This is a genomic window from Xenorhabdus bharatensis, from assembly GCF_037996705.1.
In the GTDB taxonomy this organism is placed as follows: Bacteria; Pseudomonadota; Gammaproteobacteria; order Enterobacterales; family Enterobacteriaceae; genus Xenorhabdus; species Xenorhabdus bharatensis.
The window spans coordinates 117,733-137,142 of the sequence record NZ_JBBMXG010000003.1 but is presented as its reverse complement, the minus strand read 5'-3'; the positions used below and the strand labels follow the sequence as shown (position 1 = coordinate 137,142).

The window sequence follows — 19,410 nt, the reverse complement described above, 5'->3', positions numbered from 1 at the left end:
TATTTGTGATTACGGGTTAAATTATCCCTTAAAAAGGGAGTTATTCATAAATTTTTCTCAATTAATTTTTTAATTAGAAAAAAGTGGATTTTTTTGAAATACGTCGCAAAAAAAGGATGAAAAGCATAAAGCTTATTAGAGGTACTTGTATTTGAAAGAGACAACGTTCATCATTCAAATAATCACTTAAGGTGATAGTTTTTTATTGTTACCGAAATTGATTAGTAAAATTATCCCATCGCCTTGTAGGGGGTTGCATGTTGTCTCATTTCCTAAAACAGGTCCAGAATTATCCGGAAAAAATCGCAATTTTCACGCCCGAAACAGAACTCAGTTATCAAACTCTGAAATTGCATTCAGCGACCATCGCAGGCTCGCTGCGATCTCTCGGAATAACACATGAAGTGCCTGTTGCCATCTTATTGCCTCCGGGCATAGCGCAAATTACGAGCCAGATTGCTATTCTGATGGCTGGTGGAAGCTGTGTACCTCTTGATCCAAATGTTCCCCCAGCTCGTTTAAACGATATGCTGGAAGATCTGGCGGTGAAGTGGACAATTACCGATTCTCCAGACAAATTTCCCCAATTAAAAACGACATTCGTTTCATTTTCTGATTTGCTTGCAGCAGGAGAGGAGCTAGCTGATACCGATATTGCTTGTCTGGCCCCGACTCATCGAACTCATGTACTTTTTACTTCGGGTACAACCGGTAAGCCCAAAGGGGTACAGGTTGAGAGTAAAGGTATTATGCGGGTGATTGTCGATGCGGGATATATCAATATCACTCCGGAAGACCGCATTGCCTGTACCTGTAACTCAACATTCGACATATCATTGTTTGAAGTCTGGGGAACACTGCTCAACGGTGCAACAGCTTTCATTCCTCCCAAAAAAGATGTGCTGGACATAGAATATTTTCAGTCTGAACTGACGAGCCAAGAAATTTCGATTGTTTTCATTGCGGCAACACTTTTCAATCTGATAGCAAAAACATACCCGCAGGCATTCCGTGAAATTCGCTATCTTGTGATAGGGGCAGAAGCGCTCAATGCTCATACAGTAAAACTGGTTCTGGAAGGCGGCTCGCCACCCCAACATATTCTTAATGGATATGGTCCAACGGAAAGTACCATATTTGCGCTTTCACACGATATCAGGCTGGAAGATCTGGTGGATGGTAGTGTTCCTATCGGGCGCCCCATAAACCATACCTGTGCATTTGTTTTAGACGATAATATGAAACTTCTGGCACCCGGAAATTTGGGGCAACTTTATCTCGGTGGTGAGGGGCTTTCACGAGGTTACTGGAACCGCGAGGAGCTGAATGCTGATCGCTTTGTGCATGTTTCTATTCCCGGGCATTCCGAACCAATACGGCTTTATAAAACGGGCGATCTGAGCTGGCAGCGTGACGATGGTGTCTTTATGTACTCTGGTCGTATGGACAGTCAGGTGAAATTACGTGGTCATCGTATCGAACTGGAAGAAATAGAAGTTCGTCTTCTGGAAAGTAAAGAAGTTCGTCTGACCAAGGTCTGTGCTGTGAAACACGAAGATCACGAAGGTGAAGACGATTTTCTGGCTGCTTTTGTTGTACCACACTCGCCAGAAACGTTTAATCAAGAACGGCTTATACACGAATTGGAGGAGTATCTTCCTGCATATATGCTGCCTCGTATTTTCGTCATTGAAGATATTCCGACAACACCGCACGGAAAAGCAGACCATCGTAAATTAATGGCTTTGCTGGAAAAACCAGCACCATCAGAGGAGCGTCCGGCAGGTTTTAATGATACCGAATATGCAGTATTTCTTATCTGGAGCAAGATCCTGAATCATAGCGAAATCTCCCTTGATGATAATTTCTTTCAGATAGGGGGAAGTTCCCTGCAAGCTGCGCGCCTTGTGATTGAATTAGCTCGCCAATTCAACCAACATTTTCTGGTACAAACCCTTTACGAAGTACCGAACCTTCGACAACTTGCCAAAATCATTTCACAAGGAAACACGCTTCCTATATTGGATGATGAAGTTAAAGAATGGCTACACGATGGACAACTTCCAACCGATATCAAACCATTATCTGAAGCACCTCAGAATTGGGCAGAACTTGCCAGTCCTTCCATTTTTTTGACGGGTGTGACCGGTTTTCTTGGGGCATTTTTCTTACGTGAATTGCTCACTTTCAAGAAGATAAAAGGGAATATAAAAAATGTAATTTGTCTCGTTCGGGCAAAAGACGACAATACGGCATACCAACGTATTGAAAATACGCTCTCCAAGTACGGATTATGGGAACCTTCGTTTGCAGGACGTATTAAAGCTATCGCGGGTGATCTGTCTCAATCAAACTTAGGGTTAAGTGACGAGCTTCACCATGAATTGGCTAGTACGTGTGATGTTATTTTTCATCTGGCAGCGAATGTTAACTATATTCATCCTTACCGAATCCAACGTTCTTCTAACATTGATAGCACACTGAATATTCTTCGTTTCGCCACACAAGGTAAAGCAAAAGCGGTGCATTACGCTTCAACGATTGCCGTATTTGGCCCGGTGGGATTATTGAACGCGAAACCCCGAGTCTACGAGAATGATAGCCTTATACCTTATATTGAAGGTCTTAAATACGATATCGGCTACGCACAAAGCAAGTGGGTTGTTGAACAACTGATGTTGCAGGCACGGGAACTAGGTATCCCAGTATCCGTCTATCGGCCCGGTTTTATCATGGGGGATAGTGTTCGTGGTGTCGGTAACCCTAATGATTTCGTGGCACGCCTGATAATGGGATGTATTGCTATCGGCGCCTGTCCGAAATTACCACTACAGTGGAAAGAATTTGTTCCTGTCGACTATGTCAGTGCTGCACTCTTAACTATCGCCGCGGATACAAAGAACTTAGGACAGGTGTACCACCTCGTTCCTCCGGAAAGAGAACAATCCGTTAGTGTTGATAAGTTCTTTCATCTTCTGGAAGAGTGTCATGGTGCTCCGCTGCAATCACTCCCTTATAGTGAATGGGTTTCCAAACTGACTTCTGACCCTCACTTACACGACAACGCGTTGTTTCCCCTGTTACCTATGCTTTCTGAACGCGTCTACCAACAATTAACACGCTGGGAAGTCAGCGAGAATATGCCAATTTACGACTCCAGAAATACCAGTCTGGCATTAGCTAATGCAGGGCATTCGGTACATTTCACCCCGATGGGAAAAGAGCTACTCTCAAAATATCTTACCTACTATCTTCCCAACTGACGTCTTCCCAACTAACATTTTGCTGACGGAGCAGGTAATTATAAACGGGGCTATATAACAGAGCCCCGTTAAATCTTTTCACTATCTTTGTGTTAACTGCCTTTCACAGACTATAGCTGAATTTTAGGTTGGTTCAGCTGTACGTAACAGTTCGGCATAGATGCCATCTTTTTCGACCAACTGTTGATGGGTTCCCCATTCTTTTAACTGACCCTCCTTGAGCACCAATATTTGATCCGCATGACGAATAGTTGAGAGACGGTGCGCAATAGAAATGACGGTGCGTTCAGATGCCATTTGCGCCAAAGCAAGGGAAATTGCCTGCTCTGTTGTGTTGTCAAGCGCACTGGTTGCTTCATCGAGCAGTAGAATTGGCGGGTTACGCAGGATCGTTCTAGCCAGTGCGAGCCGTTGTTTTTCTCCGCCTGAAAAGCGATAGCCACGTTCACCCACTTTGGTTTGATAGCCTTCAGGTAGCGAGACGATTAAATCATGGATTTGTGCAGTACGCGCAGCCGCAACAAGATCCTCATCACTCGCCTCGGGGCAGGCAAAGCGTAAGTTTTCTGCGATACTGGTATTCATGAGAAATGGTTCTTGCGTGACTACGCCGAGTACGCTGGCAAGTTGTTCAAAGCTCATCTCTCGAAGGTCAATGCCATCAATGGTAATCCGACCTTGACTCGGATCAACCAGTCGGGCCAGAAGATAACCGAAGGTACTTTTACCTGCACCTGTTGGGCCGACTATAGCCACATGACTCCCTGCCGGGATATCTATTGATACATTGCGTAAGCTTGACATCTCAGTGCTATCGTAGCTAAAACTGACATTTTCAAATCGTACATGACCACGAAGACCTTCTTTACTGAGGTTTCGAACCTGAACAGGCTCCACAATATCGGGAGGGGTATCTAAATATTTAAAAATACGTGTAAATAGTGCCCGTGTAGTCCGCAGTTTTACCGCATTTTCCAATAAATTTTCTAAGGGCCACAACAATTGCTCCTGTAATGCGATCAGAGCCACGAGCGTACCGATGGTCACTGGCACGCCTTGTCCAATCAGCAAGCCGCCCAATAGTAATGTCAACGCGGGCATCGCACCGAGTAATAGTTCAATCACCGACCATGACCATTCACCGGCAGTATGTGCACGCACTTCTAAATGCAATGTTCTGGATGAGGCTTTTTCAAAACGCTGGATCAGAAAAAAACTGCGTGCCAAAGTACGCGACAGGATAATACCTGGCGCTGATAGCGTTTCTTGTACGATCGCAGACATATTTGCATGACCATCTTGTTGTTTATGGGTCAGGCGTTCACGTATGAGTCCGACTCTATGGCTGATCCAAAGTGATGGCGGCAAGACGGCAAAGGAAAACAGGGCGAGTCTCCAGTCCAGCAACAGCATCGCGATGGCGGTGGTTACGGTAATGGTGGCACTGCGAATAATTTCGGTCACCGTATTACTGACGACAGATTGAAGTCCGCCAATGTCACTGGCGATACTTGATTGAATTTCACCTGTCCGAGTTCGTGTGAAAAAGGCAAGAGAAAGCGTTTGCAGGTGCCCATAGAGCCGTACCCGCAGCTCATGCATAATGGCTTGACCTATCTTGGTGGATAATATCATTTGTGCCGCGTTAATCGCTGCGTTCAGAGCGGTAATCACGATCAAACCTAATGCTAACCAGCCAAGGAGCCGTATATCTTGTTGGGGCAGTGCAGCATCAATAATTTCGCGTAATAAAAAGGGCGCGAGAACGCCAATACCAGCCCCAATAACGATGAGTAAGCCAATAAAAATAATGCGTCCCCGCCAAGGTTTAAATAGGGTCAGAATGCGTTGCAAAGAGACGTGGCGTGCAGAAAGTTTTTCGTAATCGTCAAAATTGTCCATATGCTTCATTATCCAAGTTTCCACTCAATTAATAATGTTTTTTCCAAAATACCTGAGGCTTTCTGAGGAGTAGAGTAGCCTACTCCTTAGAAAATCCAAGGTAAACATAAGATAAAGCAGGCTAGAAAGCCCACTTTACCTTTAGTTATTTTCAGTCACCGGAAATATTGATCAGAGAAATTACGTGATCGATTAATCCAATACGATTTGGTTGCGTTCAATCTTATTTGGATAATTAAAATAATAACAGATGTGAATGTTATTACTGCACCTACACATGAGAGGCTTGTTAAACCTAAATAACTAATGGTTAATCCCCCAAATAGAGAACCACATACTACTCCTGTGTTAAATGCAGCAATATTCATTCCAGATGCTGTATCAACTGAGTCTGGAGTATGTATTTTAGCTATATCAATTATTCTTGATTGCAATGGTGAAATGGCGCCGAAAGTCGTTAATCCAAGTAAAGTGATTAATATTGAAATTATAATAATATTTGTTGAAAATAGTCCGATGAGTAAGAGTACCATTACACATCCCAATAACATAGCTAAAGACGCCTTATTATTTCCTAGCTTATCTGTTAATACCCCACCTATGTAGTTACCGATAGCCGCACCAATACCAAATGTAAAAAGAAGTAGGCTGGCCATTGTCACATCTAGATTTGTAATACTACGAAGAACAGGAGAGATAAAAGTATATAATGTAAAGATACCAGTATATGAAATCATTGGGATTAATGCAGCCCCTAGTAACCGTGGGTTGATGATTGCAGATAGACTGTTAGTTACATTAACGGATTTTTGTTTCTCAGGTGGCATTAGTTTTATCAGTCCCATTGTGCCAATTAGCCCAAAAAAACTCAGCATTAAAAAAATGATCTGCCAATGAAAAATATTTCCCAACCAAGTTCCAAGAGGAACTCCAAACGCCATTGCTACAGTAGCTCCTCCAAATACAAGTGAAATAGCTGCTCCAGACCTATTTTCCGGAACTAATCTAGTGGCTACACCAGCCGCGACAGCAATAAAAACGCCATGAGCAAACCCTGATAATAAACGACCAGTTAATAATAATGGTAAATTATATGATATTCCTGCAATAAAATTTGCAATGACAAAAGTACACATTGCCGTTATTAGTAATTTTTTCCTACTCCACTTATTAGTCAATGCAGTAAGAATTGGGGCACCAATTACAACACCAAGTGCATAAGCAGTTACTGTAAGTCCTACAGATGTTATTTTAATATGAAGATCGTCTGAGATTGCTGAAACCAATCCGATAGTAACAAATTCAGTAAATCCTATAGAAAAAGAACAAAGGGTGAACATGTAAATAATTACGGGCATGAGAACCATTCCTTAATAACACCGGTTAAGGCGGTATATTGAAAATTAACCACCATCATAGGTACACTACTTATTCCAATAAAGAATCAAATCGTTAAAATACTTATGGCGATATGGAATATATGAAGATACGAAACCTTGATGATCTGGTTGTTTTACTGAAAGTGGTGGATTGCAATGGATTCTCGGCTGCGGCTCGAGCATTGGATTTAGCACCAGCGACTGTGAGTAAACAGATAGCAAGACTAGAACGAGCACTCAGTACTCGTTTATTTGATCGTACCACGCGCCAATTACGTATCACTGATGAAGGACGCGCTATAGTGAAACGCGTACGTTTTGCATTAGAACAACTTGATAATGTAGTGGAAATTGCTCAACAAGGAACGGAAACATTATCTGGAATGCTTCGTATCACCGCTCCCGTATCACTTGGTTCTCGTTATATTGCTCCGCTGATTACCATCTTTCGAGAACTCCACCCTGAGTTAAAATTCGATTTACGCTTGAGCGATCAAATCGTTGATATTTATTCAAATGATATAGACTTAGCTGTACGCATTGGTCATTTGAACGATTCCCAACTCGTTATTCGTCGATTGACTGATAGTCGCCGTATTTTGGTAGCTTCACCAAGCTACCTAAAACAACATGGTTCACCTGCACACCCTGAAGAATTGTGCCAGCATCAGTGCTTATTGTTTACTTACCCTGGATTACGCCAAAACTACTGGGTACTAAGACACTGTGGACAAGACGTAAAAATTGAGAATGTAAAAGTCAATGGAAACTTGCGCAGTGATAATGGTAGTGCCCTGCGCGCTTGGTGTAGAGCAGGGATGGGCATTTCATTACGCGAAATATGGGATGTTGCTGAAGAATTACGTAGCGGGGTACTAGTACATGTCCTGCCTGAATGGTTTGAACCAGAAAAACCTATACATGTGGTACGTACATTACGCTCGCCAGTGCCTCGTCGCGTAAGTGATTTTGTCGATTTTTTAGTTGAACAATGGCAGCCCGCCCCTTGGGATAGAACGTAGTTTACTTTTATGTTTGTAACTGAATTTTGATATTCCGTGTAGTCGTCTTCTGAAAATGATATTCAGATTAAGGCTTAGTGGTTTCCAGAAACAAAACGGGAAATCCGAAATGGTTTTAATTCCGCTTGTTCAGTGCCATTTATGATCTCTTCTTGTGCCAGCCGACATATCAATGGTGCAAGTGTAATTGCCGTATGCATACTGACTATATATAACCCTTGATAATCAGACACTTTTCCAACAATGGGCATTCCATCATCTGGCATAGGGCGTATGCCAATGGAAGCCTGTTCTAAACGTAAGTTATCACTGCCTATAAAGGCTTTCTTGATGACAGGCAGGGCTTTCTGAGCAATACATATAGCACTATGTTCAGGTTGATCACTGATGTAATCTTCTGCGGCAAGCAGCCTTGTTCCTGATATTGGGCGGATTTCTAAATCAGGAGTTGAAATAATATGGTGGGCAAAAGGGAATTCAGCCTGATGCTGATATTGCACGATGATAGAAGGGGAGGCAGACAGGTAAGCCGATTCGCCTAGTGTCTCCATTAAAGAAATGGTACCGACACCTGCTGTGAGCACTACCTGTTCAGCATGGATAGTTTTCTGTGACGTTGTCACGCCAGTGATATATTTTCCATTATGATTAATGGAGGTGACTTCTGTTTCCGGCAGATAAATCACCCCATTGTTTATGGCTTCCTGCAAAAGAACTTGTGTTACATGAATAGGATCGACCGCACCTTCTTCCGTTGCAAAAGCCGCAATATCGGGATAGGCAGAAAGCTGTGGTTCTAATATTTGAAGTTCATCTTTTGTCAGAGCTGTAATCTTAAAGCCCGATTTATTATGCTCATCAATAAATTGGCGGGTCGCATATTCAGTTTCTTGCCAACTGATAGCACCCGACCAATTCACATTTAACTTTCCGTTTGTCTGTTTATCCAGATCATGCCACTCATTCAGTGCTTGTTGCCTGAGTTTACGGGCAGCATCGGACTTGCCATAAGAAACATTTAACCATGCAAAGGACTGTTTAGTTACACCGTCACCCAACAGCCCCTTATCGATAAGGATAATTTTTCCTTTTTCACCATTAGATAAATAGTGATTAGATAAATACCACGCCAGTGTTGTACCCACAAAACCTGCACCAACAATAACAATTTTATTCTCTTTCATTATTACGGCTCACCGATATATAACATAAGAATGATTATAATTGACGTGACTTAACAGAACTCAACGGCTTGATACTCATCCCTTTAAGCATACTTAACCATGCAAGAACGACAAGCCCCATCTGGGTGATAAATAGCAAATGAGGTGGAAATTCGGTGAGTACAATACCGCTTAACATCGGGCTAAACGCACCACCGAGAAAACCCAGAGTCTGAGCTGCAAAATAACTCGATTTCATGCCTTCCGGGGCAATATTATCAATCAGCATATACTCACCCGGCGCATAAATTAGCTCGCCAAGTGTGAAAATAAGGGCTGCAATCCCCCAAAGGTAAAGGTTTTTGTCCGCGGTCATGAATACCGCTATGCCTATAAAGAAAAAGATACTACCTAATGTCATCAGGTTTTTCAGATTTTCCGGACGAATACGCCTACCTACCGCATACTGTAAAGTCACCACCACCACGGCATTGATGGGTAATACTACACCGATAACGGCTTCAGCTAAGGTACTATCGGCAACTGTCAGGACATATTGCGAGATCCAGATGGTAAAAGAGCCGAATACCAGTGAGCCAAGAAAAGTTGAAAGAATAAACCATGCCAGTGCGCGATCTCGTAACATCATTGCGGGATCCCACTTAGTGGCTGAATTTTGGTTATTTTCGGTAGTTCTGATTCGTTGAACATAGCGTTGGATAAAGACGATAGGGAAAGCAGCGAAAAATGCAGCTAACCAAAACGGAAAATCGGCACTGTACATCAAAAGCCATGTACCGATTGGTGGTCCGATAGTCCAGCCTATATTAACAAAGGTATAGTTCAGCGAAAAAACTTTTGCTTTCGTTGACGCCGACAGGGTATCGGCAAAATAGCCTTTCAGTACTGTCGAAAATACTGCATAGGCACAATTTATTAGAGACAGAAAAACGACAACTAAACCGGCATGATTAACCAAGGGGATCGCAATAAAACCACAGATAAATGCGATAATGGCTAGCATCATGTAGCGTTTTTTATCAAATTTATCGGCCAGAATTCCAAACCCCAGACTAAAAAGTATACCTACCGTCAAAGCAACACTTATCGCAAACCCGACTTGATTTACAGGCATCTGATACTGACGGGACAGATAGATAGCCATAAACGGAATTGTTGCTCCACGTCCTATAGTCAAAAACAAAGAAGAAATCAGTAACACAGTGGTTGATATATTTGATTTGGAGAACATGACTCGCCCTGAAAACATTTTTTGTTATTCGATTGTTAATAAATAGCTAAGCTACAGTGTTTTTTAACTATAGGAAATACTTCAGGTGGAACAAAAGAGCGAAAAGGGTAAAAACGGCATTTTGCATCATATTTGGATTGATTATTAAGTGATAAATAAGGAATAACGTGTGCCGATAATTCAGAATAGATAATTATGCTGGTGGTTTTTACAGTGGTTTTTGATTGAACATTAAACCACTATTCCAATGTTGTTTGGTTTTGTTTTCGGGCTTGAAAGTGTTATAACCATAGTGTTTTCTTTCACATCTAACATATTCAAACCTGACAAACTCACTCTTTCAATTAATCCATTGTGGAAAAGACTTTCTAATCAAATGATTTTTCTTCGTTATAGGTATGTCTCTAATTAGTCTTCTTTGCAGTAAAATCAAGCGGTAATATCAATTTTACATTTTTTACATCATTTTCGCCGTATAATCCGGGAGAACACAATGAGAACATTGATTTACGCCATTTCCATTTTTTGCATGTCCTCAACTTTAGCATTAGCATGTTCAACGCATTCAACTTTTTATTTTGAAAACAAAAATGCCAAAGTGAAGGCATCACACATTTGCCCGAAGGGAGAACTCCCGTTCCATTCCCATCAACATCCACGAGTCATCGTTTCTGACCGAGATGGCGAGCTTGATGTGGTTTATAAAAGCGGTAGAACTGACAAAATTATTTTGAAAAAAGGTATTCCTGTTTATCTGGATACACAACAAGGTCTAGAACCTCATAAAGACATTAATCCGGGGACGCATCTCCTGAATATTACGGTTGTCGAACTGATGAGCGCACAATAAAGTCAATATTTTTCGACCGCCCCAAAAGAAAAAACGGGGCGGTTGTAAATCAGTCAGTACGGGTTATTCCGTGATTTCGCCACTAGCCCTTAAGTTCTCTGGCGCATTGCTGGAGACGCTGAAATGATGTAAAGCGAATATTATGAGATTCACGATAGGATTCGCTCGGCTCGTATGTACAATCCATGCTAGAGAAACGCAACATCGCCTCGCTGACACTTTCACATACACCTCCGGCAACAGCCCCCAGAATAGCGGAGCCAAGTAAAACCGGTTCACTTGCCTGCGTTGCAATGACTGTCACACCACAAGTGTCTGCAATTAGCTGGCGGACTAAAAGATGCTGGCCGGCACCTCCGCTGACAACAATATTGTCAATTGTAGCGCCTGATTTCGCTTGTGCTTCAATTATTTGCCTTAGCCCGTAACCAATCCCACATATGCCGGCAATATAAAGCGAAAGCAGATTATCGAGGCTATTTTCCATCCCTAACCCAGCGATAACTGCGCGGGCATGAGGATCAGCAAAAGGTGCTCTGTTTCCCAGAAATTCAGGGACAACATGTATGCCTTCTGCCAGTGCTACAGCGTGAGAGGCTGATTGTATTTTTTCCAGAACCCTATCGGCTAAAAAAACCGGCAAAGATTTGCTTTTTTCTTTTGCCATCTTTTTGGCCTCTATTGCGGCAGGGTGTAAAGACAATAGTTGATCGATGGCAGCTCCGGCTGCACTTTGCCCGCCTTCACTGAGCCACATTCCGGGTACCATTGCAGAAAAATATGGCCCCCAGACACCGGGTATAAATACCGGCTCCAGCGTTGTCGTCATCGTACAGGAAGAGGTGCCGAATACATAAGCCATGTTACGTGTTGCATCACCAGTGATACCAACTGTTCCGATGCCTCCAGCATGTGCATCAATCATCCCAGCTGCAACGGGTGTACCTGCCAGTAGCCCCATCTGCTGCGCAGCAATGTCTGTTAGTCCCTGACCACAAGGGGTACCCGGTTCAACAATGTCCTGTCCAATACGGTAAAAATTTTCATCTGCCAGTTCAGACAGGCCAATCTGCCTGAAATAATCTGCATCCCAGCGCTTTTCATGTGCAAGGTAAGTCCATTTGCAGGTTACAGTACAAGTAGAGCGGGAAAGAGAGCTGGTGGATTGCCAAGTCAGAAAATCGGCCAGATCAAAAAATTGCCATGCGCTATCAAATGATTCACGGTGATTTTCTTTCAACCAGAGGATTTTTGGCGTTTCCATCTCCGGAGAAATTTTACCGCCGACATAGTTGAGAACAGAATGACCTAACTCATTGATATACTCTGCTTGTGCTGTTGCCCGATGATCCATCCAAACAATAATATTGCGATTCGGGTCCTTACTCTGACTGACGGAAATTGGCTCCTTATCTTTTCCCAGAACAACCAGTGAGCAGGTCGCATCAAAACCAATCCCCACAACTTGTTGTGGGGCACAACCAGAGTACGACATGACTTGCCTGATGCAATAGCAGACGGCATCCCAGATTTCACGGCTGGACTGTTCGACAAAATGGGGATTATCACGATAAAGCGTTATATCTCGTTTCGCTGATGACAACATTTTACCGTTCATATCAAAAATACCGGCACGAGCACTGCCTGTGCCGACATCAACACCAATGACGACTTTGCCTCTATCCGATCTATTGTCTAAATTAATGTTCATGATTATCCTTGCTACGTGGCTAGAGATCTACGCTGCTCGGCAGAATAACCAAATCACGGATGGTAATATTTCTCGGGCGAGTTAGCATAAATAACACTGCTTCTGCCACTTCAATAGGCTGCATCAGGCTACCATTTGCCAGAGCCTCTTCCATTTTCGCTTTAGGCCAGTCATCCAGTAAGGCAGTGACTACAGGACCCGGAAGTACGGCACCAACACGCACGCCATATTCAGCCACCTGACGACGGGTAGAGTGAACAAATGCCTGAACTGCAAATTTAGAAGCCGTGTAAATAGGTTCCCAAACAACCGGAACCACACCGGAGATAGAGCTAGTAAATAAAACATCGCCTGATTTCTGCTCAATAAAATGGGGCAACACAGCACGAACACTACGAAATGCAGCGTTAATATTCAGGTTGAGTACATTATCCCAAACATCGGGATCACCTTCAGCAACAGGACCACCGATATAGGCACCTGCGTTAGCGTGGAAAATATCAAGACGCCCGGCTTTTTTCAGTATCTCATCAAGTATGCCGTCAACCTGTTCCGGCTTCATCAGATCAATAACTAACGGAATAGCATTTTCACCAAGTTCAGAAACGAGTTTCATCAGACGTTCTTCAGCACGATCAATAAGAACTACTTTAACACCAGCCTTAATAAAAGTTCGCGCACACTCAAGACCGATACCTGATGCTGCGCCAGTGATAGCAGCGACTTTATTTTCCAGCGAGATAGCCATAAAAGAAAACTCCAGCAATTTTTTTATAGGGATAAGAGGGTGTTGCTCAATCAATATAACAGTATTGCGGCTTTCCGGCTTTAGTGTCAATTTGGGGATTTGAGATTCAAAGGCGCACATCCGAAATGTGTAGTTCTGATTTTCTATTTTTTATAAGGGAACAATAAATTAATTTCTTTTAAAAATTAATAAAACACAACAGATTTCCCTCTTAGGTGATAGTTCCATGTTTACTATTCATTGGGATATTCTGTATTGGGGATATATTTCCTGTGATATTAATTCATCGTCTCCTTTATGCTGATAATTGAAACACTCATGAAATAAACTGAGCTGACTTATACCTTTAATTATTAACAATTGTTAATTGCCAAAGGTAATGGTAATATTCACTAGATAATATTTTATTACCATAAACTGTAATGTTTTTTCAGGGGCTCCTATAATATGCCATGGACATTTTCTCATCCCGCAGCTGTTTTCCCTCTGAAGCATCTTCCGGGAGGAAGATCATTACATTTACCCGCGCTCATTACTGGTAGTTTGTCTCCTGATCTTTTTTACTCTGTTGGTTTATATGGCATTGCAACAACTGCGCACAATTCAACCGGATGGTTTTATACTGCTTTCCCTTTATGTTTATTGATATTTTTAATTGTGCATCTATTATCATCCTCTCTATCTGGCCTTTTCCCAATATCCTTTTCTCCGAATAAAAAATCAGGTTATAAGGATTGGATTATTTTTGTTCTTTCGTTATTTTTAGGTGCCCTAACTCATATCATCTGGGATTCATTCACACATGAGACAGGTTTTTTTGTCGAAAAAAATCCGTTATTACAATTTCGCCTCTTTCAATCCATTACCAACGGGCAGGGGGTTGGCGTCTATAAGATATTGCAACATCTCAGCTCATTCTTAGGGTTGCTGTATATTGTCATCATATATTGGCGCTATCATAAAAGACGGAGTCTCACTGAACAAAAAGAAAACATAAGAAAACTTTCTCGTCTTATCATGATTGGTTTTATTTCAGGTATTTTTGCATGCCCGATAGCATTGTTATTATCCTGGGATATATCAGGAATCAATATAAGCAAATTTATTTTTAAGGAACTCACTTTATCTGTTCCTGTTTTTGCGTTTATTGTGGTGGTAATGGCATCATGGATAAAATATCAGGAACAATAATCACGATGTGAATCCAGTGAACGGGCGAAGCCAACAAAAAAACGACTTGAAAGGTGCATGTATAGCGTATTTTATCGTCATATAGTAAACAGACTTTAAGCCTTCTGTGATCCGAGAAAGCAATCATTAAGTGCTTTTTTGTCCACATTATCTGTGGATAAGGCAGTAGATAAAAATGTGGATATACAGGCTACTCAGTGTGGGATGGAGCAAAAGGAGAAGTTTATCATCTGTACAAAATTACACCAAAGAAAGCAATGAGAGACGGAAACGCTGTTTAAGGTTAAAATAAACTCACTAAACGGTTTGATTATTTTAAAATAGTCGGAATATTTTGAATTTAAAAAAGATGAAATTGAGAGGAATTTGTTATGCCTATATGGGTAGATGCCGATGCATGTCCTAAGGTGATAAAGGAAGTATTATATCGTGCGGCAGAACGTGAAAAAATACAGGTTACATTTGTCGCAAATCAACGATTAAGCGTTCCTGCATCTGCCTTTTTACGTACTTTACAAGTTCCTGCTGGGTTTGATGTCGCTGACAATGAGATTGTCCGTCGCTCAGAAAGTGGTGATCTGGTGATTACGGCGGATATTCCTCTTGCCGCTGAGGTGATGGAAAAGGGGGCTATCGCACTCAATCCCCGTGGTGAGCGCTATAGCGATGCGACAATACGTGAGCGTCTGGCTATGCGTGATTTTATGGATACGATGCGAGCGAGTGGGATCCAGACAGGGGGGCCAGCTACGCTAAACCAACGTGATCGTCAACGATTCGCCAATGAGCTGGATAAATGGTTATTGCAGCAAAAAAAAATCCTGAAAAGAAACGTAGCGGCTTCCAGAGCAAAAGAAAAAGACACAGATTTTTACTAAAAGCATTATCGCTTCGACTTTTTATATTTGTGGAAATTACAACCTAATACCCATCTACTGAAGTAGGTGGGGCCTTTTATATAGAAGAAAAATATCCGGTAAGTTTTATTTCCACAATATTATGTGAATTAAAAATATATCATCATTAATTTTTGTTACATTTTAATAAGATTAAAAAAATATAAAAAGAATGTAGGGATATTTCTTTTAGAAGAAAAATAAAAACATAAAGCAAATCAATCCATAGTAATTCCTTGTTAATATCATCGGTAATGGCTACATTATCTTTGGCTAAGTTTTATTTTCATGGTTTTTATTTTATTAACAACTAATATAAAAGGGTGGTTAACATTTTTATCTACTATTCATATGATTGCTAGGTTACTTTTATGAAAAAAAATATTGCTAGTGTTATCGTTGATATCCTTCAAAATTCCGGCGTGAAACATTGTTATGGTATTGTTGGTGATACCCTTAATTATGTAACAGATGCTATTCATGCCAGTGATATGGAGTGGGTGCATGTTCGTCACGAGGAAGTTGGTGGCTTTGCAGCAGGCGCTGAATCATTCATTTCTGGACAGATTAGTGCATGTGCGGGCTCTTGTGGCCCGGGAAGCTTGCATTTCATCAACGGATTGTATGAATCTCATCGGAACGGAGCACCAGTAGTGCTAATTGCAAGCCAGTTAGCAACAGATATGACTGATAGTTCTTTCCCTCAGTATGTCGATTTTAAAAAAGTGTATAGTGAGTGCTCTGTTTTTTGTGAAGAAATTAGCGACCCAGAAAAAGCGATTGAAATTACAAAGAATGCAATTAGTGCTGCGCTGAGTCAAAAAGGGGTGGCTGTTATTATACTACCTGTCAATATTAGTAAATCAGAGATTGAATATACATCAAAAATTGCGGTTAATTATCATCCACCTCAAGTAATCCCTGCCTTAGAAGATATTAAATCACTGGCTGATTTATTAAATAAAGGCACCAAAATAGGAATTTATGCGGGAATAGGTAGTAAGGATGCAAGAGATGAACTAATTCAGTTAGCTGAAAAATTACAAGCCCCAATCGCCCATACTTCTCGCGTAAAAGATTTTATTGAATATGATAACCCTTATAATGTGGGAATGACGGGCATGCTTGGTATAGAATCTGGTTTTACTATGCTAAAAAATTGCAATGTTTTACTCTTATTGGGCACTGATTTTGCTTGGCCTCAATTTTTTCCCAAAAAGGCGACTATCATACAAGTTGATATCAATTTAGCTAACATAGGGAAACGCCATTCTGTTCATTTAGGAATTAATGGTGGCGTTAAAGAAACGCTGTCAGAGCTGCTTCCTCTTATTGAAAAGAAAACCGATGATGGTTTCTTGCACAAATCTGTCGAATTACATAAAAAGACCTTGGAAAAAATAAATTGGTTGGATAAGGGGGCAAAATCAAAAATTATTCATCCTCAATATTTAGTTCAGTTGTTGGATAAACATGCTGATGAAGATGCTATTTTTACGGCAGATGGTGGTTCTGCGATGGTGTGGTTATTACGTTATATCAATACCAATGGCCAAAGAAGAACACTGACCAGCTTAAAACATGGCACAATGGCTAATGCAATGCCTCAGGCACTAGGGCTAAAGAAAGCGTTCCCTGAACGTCAAATTATCTCTATTTCTGGCGATGGTGGTTTAGCGATGTTATTGGGTGATTTACTGACAATGACACAAGAAAAACTCGCTGTGAAAGTAGTGGTAATTAATAATAAATCACTTAACTTCGTAGAGCTGGAACAGAAAGTAGAAGGGCTTCTTAATAATTATACTGATTTAGATAACCCTGATTTTAGCAAGCTTGCGACATCATTGGGGATCTTTGGCGAATCGATTGAATCACCGGAGGATTTAGAAGAAGCCGTTATTCGTTTTCTAAATCATGATGGCCCAGCGGTGCTAGATGTACATACTTCGCCAAATGAATTAGTGATGCCACCAAATGTAGAATTAAATAGCGTGGTTGGAATGGGGTTATATACTGCAAAAGCTATTTTGCATGGGCGTAGCGAAGAAGCAATTGGGCTGATCATCGATAATTTTATTCGTAAGTAAGGTTATATGCTACTTATAGGATATCAATCAGACTTGATATCCTATAAGAAAGTACCTCTTGAAATACAATTTTCAGAGGGAAGGGGATCTACAGCGCAGGAACATTTCTTCGAGCATTTCAATAATCAGCTCTGCATAACAACCATCGGGATCTAAATCAGGATCGAAAACTGAAACAGTCATACCACAACATAATGGGTTATTGATTAATTGAGCGCCGATATTTTTTAACCAACTCAGTTCAATACCCGGACTACCCGGTGAATCAACTGCCGGCATGATGCTTTGATCAAGAACATCAATATCTAAATGTACCAAAAAGCGCCATGTCGGTTGAGCACCTAACATGAGCTCAATTTTATTGAGGATCCCTTTTTCACCTATTGAATTTGCTGTAAATACATCAATCTGTGAAATAGCCGTTTGGTTAATATCAGGCCAGGCGAAATCAGCATCTCGGTTCTCGCGCTCACCTAGCTGGAGTACCTGCTGCTCTGGCACTAACGGGCTTTCTATCTCAGGCCAATCTGTTAATAACGCCTCACCACGACCTGTTGCCAAAGCCAAATCCATACCCGCGACTGCGCCTAACACTTGATCTGTATCGTAGTTATCCGGATGGCGATAATCACTGTTTCCATCAATGTGAATAAGTGAAATAGGCCCTGTACGACGAGATCCCGCCAATGCGCCTAATAGAATTGAGCAGTCACCACCAATAATTAGTGGGAAGTTGCCACTTTTTTGTACCTTAGCCACTTCCTCCGCCAACTGTAAATTAAAGTCACGAATACCATAACCATTGCGTATTCGCGTCCCAATTTGAGGTTCAGGTGAATATACTGGCGACAATAATTTGCTGATCACATCAGTTTGCAGTTTTTTCGCTAATCCATGTTCCATCAGTACTTGTGGAGCCCGCCATGTTCCGGGTATGTGTCCTTCCCATAGGGGGCTTAACCCAAGATTGGTTGGTGCAAGAATGATATGAATCATGAAAACTCCATTGATAAATAACCATATTCGAATGAATTAATGTTGAATCATAGATAGAACAATCAGAAGAGTAAATACATTAGCTAAACAAACTATTTTCAATTAATTTCAACATCATGTATGCAAGTAAAAAATGCAGAGTAGAGCAGTAAAACAACGAGATGACTTGTTTCTTCCTAGCGCTTGACAGCGTTAGACATCTGGATAAGTTTATCTAAACTAATGCAATGACTACTCCGGCCATTTGCTATCTTAATGGTTCAAGTAACTGCCTGTTATGCGCCAAGATAAAACCTATGAGATAAAATCATGACTGACGATAATAAGCCCGAAATACCCTACACATTTTCTGCGATTGACATAAGCAGTGATATACAAAGTATCGATAAACGCATCGCCGTATACAAAACCCAGCTTGAACAAGGGGATATCCAAAAGACATATCATTATTTATTACGGTACGTGATGCATCTAAAGGCGTATTTTACAAGCAATCTTACCAATAAGTTTTCTTTCGGAAATATCTCGCCCGGATATATGGATTTTACGTATTTCCCATTCTTTAACGACTATCTTCGGGAGCGAAAATTGCGCTTTGGCATTGTTCTGAACCATAAAGCTTTACGCTTCGAGTTATGGTTGATGGGAAAAAACGCAACAGTCCAGAAAGCATACTGGAACACACTGAAAAATAGTTCGTGGAATGCAAAACGCACCGAAATGCCTCAGTACAGTGTGTTAGAGACCGTGCTTGTCGAGTCACCGGATTTCACCAATGTGACTCTACTTACTGTACAGATCAAAGAAGAAGCGTTACGTATCTCTGAGGCTGTACTCGACAACCTCAGAGCTTTTGAGGCGGGTGACAAACCATGTTAATTGGCTATCTGCGTCTCGATTTTTATATTTGAGTTATTGGAGCAATGCTGCTTATTATGAAAATAATC

At 41.3% G+C, this 19,410-nt stretch carries 14 protein-coding genes; 7 read left to right on the top strand and 7 right to left on the bottom strand.

Going from position 1 to position 19,410, the window contains the following annotated elements:
* Positions 1 to 257: 257 nt before the first annotated feature.
* Positions 258 to 3,263 carry a non-ribosomal peptide synthetase gene (locus AAC855_RS04415; RefSeq protein WP_340608407.1) on the top strand — a complete coding sequence of 1,002 codons (3,006 nt, stop codon included), beginning with the start codon at positions 258 to 260 and terminating at the stop codon, positions 3,261 to 3,263.
* 123 nt (positions 3,264 to 3,386) lie between these two features.
* Here AAC855_RS04415 and AAC855_RS04410 read toward each other — a convergent pair whose 3' ends face one another.
* Positions 3,387 to 5,174, bottom strand: coding sequence for an ABC transporter ATP-binding protein (locus tag AAC855_RS04410; protein WP_340608406.1), 1,788 nt, complete (start codon positions 5,172 to 5,174; stop codon positions 3,387 to 3,389).
* Positions 5,175 to 5,320: 146 nt separating this feature from the next.
* Entirely contained in the window at positions 5,321 to 6,523 is a 1,203-nt protein-coding gene (locus tag AAC855_RS04405) for an MFS transporter (protein WP_340608405.1), read from the bottom strand.
* 122 nt (positions 6,524 to 6,645) lie between these two features.
* Between AAC855_RS04405 and AAC855_RS04400 the strand changes: the two genes are divergently transcribed.
* A complete protein-coding gene (locus tag AAC855_RS04400; RefSeq protein WP_340608404.1) occupies positions 6,646 to 7,566 on the top strand; it encodes a LysR family transcriptional regulator in 921 nt (306 codons plus the stop codon).
* A gap of 74 nt (positions 7,567 to 7,640) precedes the next feature.
* Here AAC855_RS04400 and AAC855_RS04395 read toward each other — a convergent pair whose 3' ends face one another.
* Both AAC855_RS04395 and ydeE read right to left on the bottom strand, forming a co-directional pair.
* A complete protein-coding gene (locus AAC855_RS04395) occupies positions 7,641 to 8,750 on the bottom strand; it encodes an NAD(P)/FAD-dependent oxidoreductase (protein WP_340608403.1) in 1,110 nt (369 codons plus the stop codon).
* A 34-nt stretch (positions 8,751 to 8,784) separates the two neighbouring features.
* Entirely contained in the window at positions 8,785 to 9,981 is a 1,197-nt protein-coding gene (ydeE, locus tag AAC855_RS04390) for an efflux MFS transporter YdeE (protein ID WP_340608402.1), read from the bottom strand.
* A gap of 493 nt (positions 9,982 to 10,474) precedes the next feature.
* On the opposite strand from ydeE, the gene AAC855_RS04385 reads away from it, so the two are divergent.
* Positions 10,475 to 10,831, top strand: coding sequence for a cupin domain-containing protein (locus AAC855_RS04385; protein ID WP_340608401.1), 357 nt, complete (start codon positions 10,475 to 10,477; stop codon positions 10,829 to 10,831).
* Between the two features lie 82 nt (positions 10,832 to 10,913).
* On the opposite strand, the gene AAC855_RS04380 is transcribed toward AAC855_RS04385, so the two are convergent.
* Both AAC855_RS04380 and AAC855_RS04375 read right to left on the bottom strand, forming a co-directional pair.
* Positions 10,914 to 12,542 carry an FGGY-family carbohydrate kinase gene (locus AAC855_RS04380; protein ID WP_340608400.1) on the bottom strand — a complete coding sequence of 543 codons (1,629 nt, stop codon included), beginning with the start codon at positions 12,540 to 12,542 and terminating at the stop codon, positions 10,914 to 10,916.
* 19 nt (positions 12,543 to 12,561) lie between these two features.
* A complete protein-coding gene (locus AAC855_RS04375) occupies positions 12,562 to 13,290 on the bottom strand; it encodes an SDR family oxidoreductase (RefSeq protein WP_340608399.1) in 729 nt (242 codons plus the stop codon).
* A 447-nt stretch (positions 13,291 to 13,737) separates the two neighbouring features.
* Here AAC855_RS04375 and AAC855_RS04370 point away from each other — a divergent pair, with 447 nt between their 5' ends.
* The 3 genes from AAC855_RS04370 to AAC855_RS04360 all read left to right on the top strand — a co-directional run bounded on the left by AAC855_RS04370 (position 13,738) and on the right by AAC855_RS04360 (position 17,467).
* Entirely contained in the window at positions 13,738 to 14,481 is a 744-nt protein-coding gene (locus AAC855_RS04370) for a DUF4184 family protein (protein WP_340608398.1), read from the top strand.
* 371 nt (positions 14,482 to 14,852) lie between these two features.
* Positions 14,853 to 15,359: a YaiI/YqxD family protein gene (locus tag AAC855_RS04365; protein ID WP_340608397.1), complete on the top strand. Its 507-nt coding sequence runs from the start codon at positions 14,853 to 14,855 to the stop codon at positions 15,357 to 15,359.
* Between the two features lie 389 nt (positions 15,360 to 15,748).
* Positions 15,749 to 17,467 carry a thiamine pyrophosphate-dependent enzyme gene (locus tag AAC855_RS04360; protein WP_340608396.1) on the top strand — a complete coding sequence of 573 codons (1,719 nt, stop codon included), beginning with the start codon at positions 15,749 to 15,751 and terminating at the stop codon, positions 17,465 to 17,467.
* Positions 17,468 to 17,539: 72 nt separating this feature from the next.
* Here AAC855_RS04360 and AAC855_RS04355 read toward each other — a convergent pair whose 3' ends face one another.
* On the bottom strand, positions 17,540 to 18,463 hold the full coding sequence (locus AAC855_RS04355) for an arginase family protein (protein WP_340608395.1): 924 nt from the start codon (positions 18,461 to 18,463) through the stop codon (positions 17,540 to 17,542).
* A gap of 309 nt (positions 18,464 to 18,772) precedes the next feature.
* Here AAC855_RS04355 and AAC855_RS21575 point away from each other — a divergent pair, with 309 nt between their 5' ends.
* Positions 18,773 to 19,342 carry a DUF7000 family protein gene (locus AAC855_RS21575; protein ID WP_422824349.1) on the top strand — a complete coding sequence of 190 codons (570 nt, stop codon included), beginning with the start codon at positions 18,773 to 18,775 and terminating at the stop codon, positions 19,340 to 19,342.
* Positions 19,343 to 19,410 lie beyond the last annotated feature (68 nt).

What these genes read in the sequence shown, in the direction of transcription:
- AAC855_RS04415 (WP_340608407.1), top strand. Translation starts at nt 258, where the DNA reads ATGTTGTCTCATTTCCTAAAACAGGTCCAGAATTATCCGGAAAAAATC.
- AAC855_RS04410 (WP_340608406.1), bottom strand. Translation starts at nt 5,174, where the DNA reads ATGAAGCATATGGACAATTTTGACGATTACGAAAAACTTTCTGCACGC.
- AAC855_RS04405 (WP_340608405.1), bottom strand. Translation starts at nt 6,523, where the DNA reads ATGCCCGTAATTATTTACATGTTCACCCTTTGTTCTTTTTCTATAGGA.
- AAC855_RS04400 (WP_340608404.1), top strand. Translation starts at nt 6,646, where the DNA reads ATGAAGATACGAAACCTTGATGATCTGGTTGTTTTACTGAAAGTGGTG.
- AAC855_RS04395 (WP_340608403.1), bottom strand. Translation starts at nt 8,750, where the DNA reads ATGAAAGAGAATAAAATTGTTATTGTTGGTGCAGGTTTTGTGGGTACA.
- ydeE (WP_340608402.1), bottom strand. Translation starts at nt 9,981, where the DNA reads ATGTTCTCCAAATCAAATATATCAACCACTGTGTTACTGATTTCTTCT.
- AAC855_RS04385 (WP_340608401.1), top strand. Translation starts at nt 10,475, where the DNA reads ATGAGAACATTGATTTACGCCATTTCCATTTTTTGCATGTCCTCAACT.
- AAC855_RS04380 (WP_340608400.1), bottom strand. Translation starts at nt 12,542, where the DNA reads ATGAACATTAATTTAGACAATAGATCGGATAGAGGCAAAGTCGTCATT.
- AAC855_RS04375 (WP_340608399.1), bottom strand. Translation starts at nt 13,290, where the DNA reads ATGGCTATCTCGCTGGAAAATAAAGTCGCTGCTATCACTGGCGCAGCA.
- AAC855_RS04370 (WP_340608398.1), top strand. Translation starts at nt 13,738, where the DNA reads ATGCCATGGACATTTTCTCATCCCGCAGCTGTTTTCCCTCTGAAGCAT.
- AAC855_RS04365 (WP_340608397.1), top strand. Translation starts at nt 14,853, where the DNA reads ATGCCTATATGGGTAGATGCCGATGCATGTCCTAAGGTGATAAAGGAA.
- AAC855_RS04360 (WP_340608396.1), top strand. Translation starts at nt 15,749, where the DNA reads ATGAAAAAAAATATTGCTAGTGTTATCGTTGATATCCTTCAAAATTCC.
- AAC855_RS04355 (WP_340608395.1), bottom strand. Translation starts at nt 18,463, where the DNA reads ATGATTCATATCATTCTTGCACCAACCAATCTTGGGTTAAGCCCCCTA.
- AAC855_RS21575 (WP_422824349.1), top strand. Translation starts at nt 18,773, where the DNA reads ATGACTGACGATAATAAGCCCGAAATACCCTACACATTTTCTGCGATT.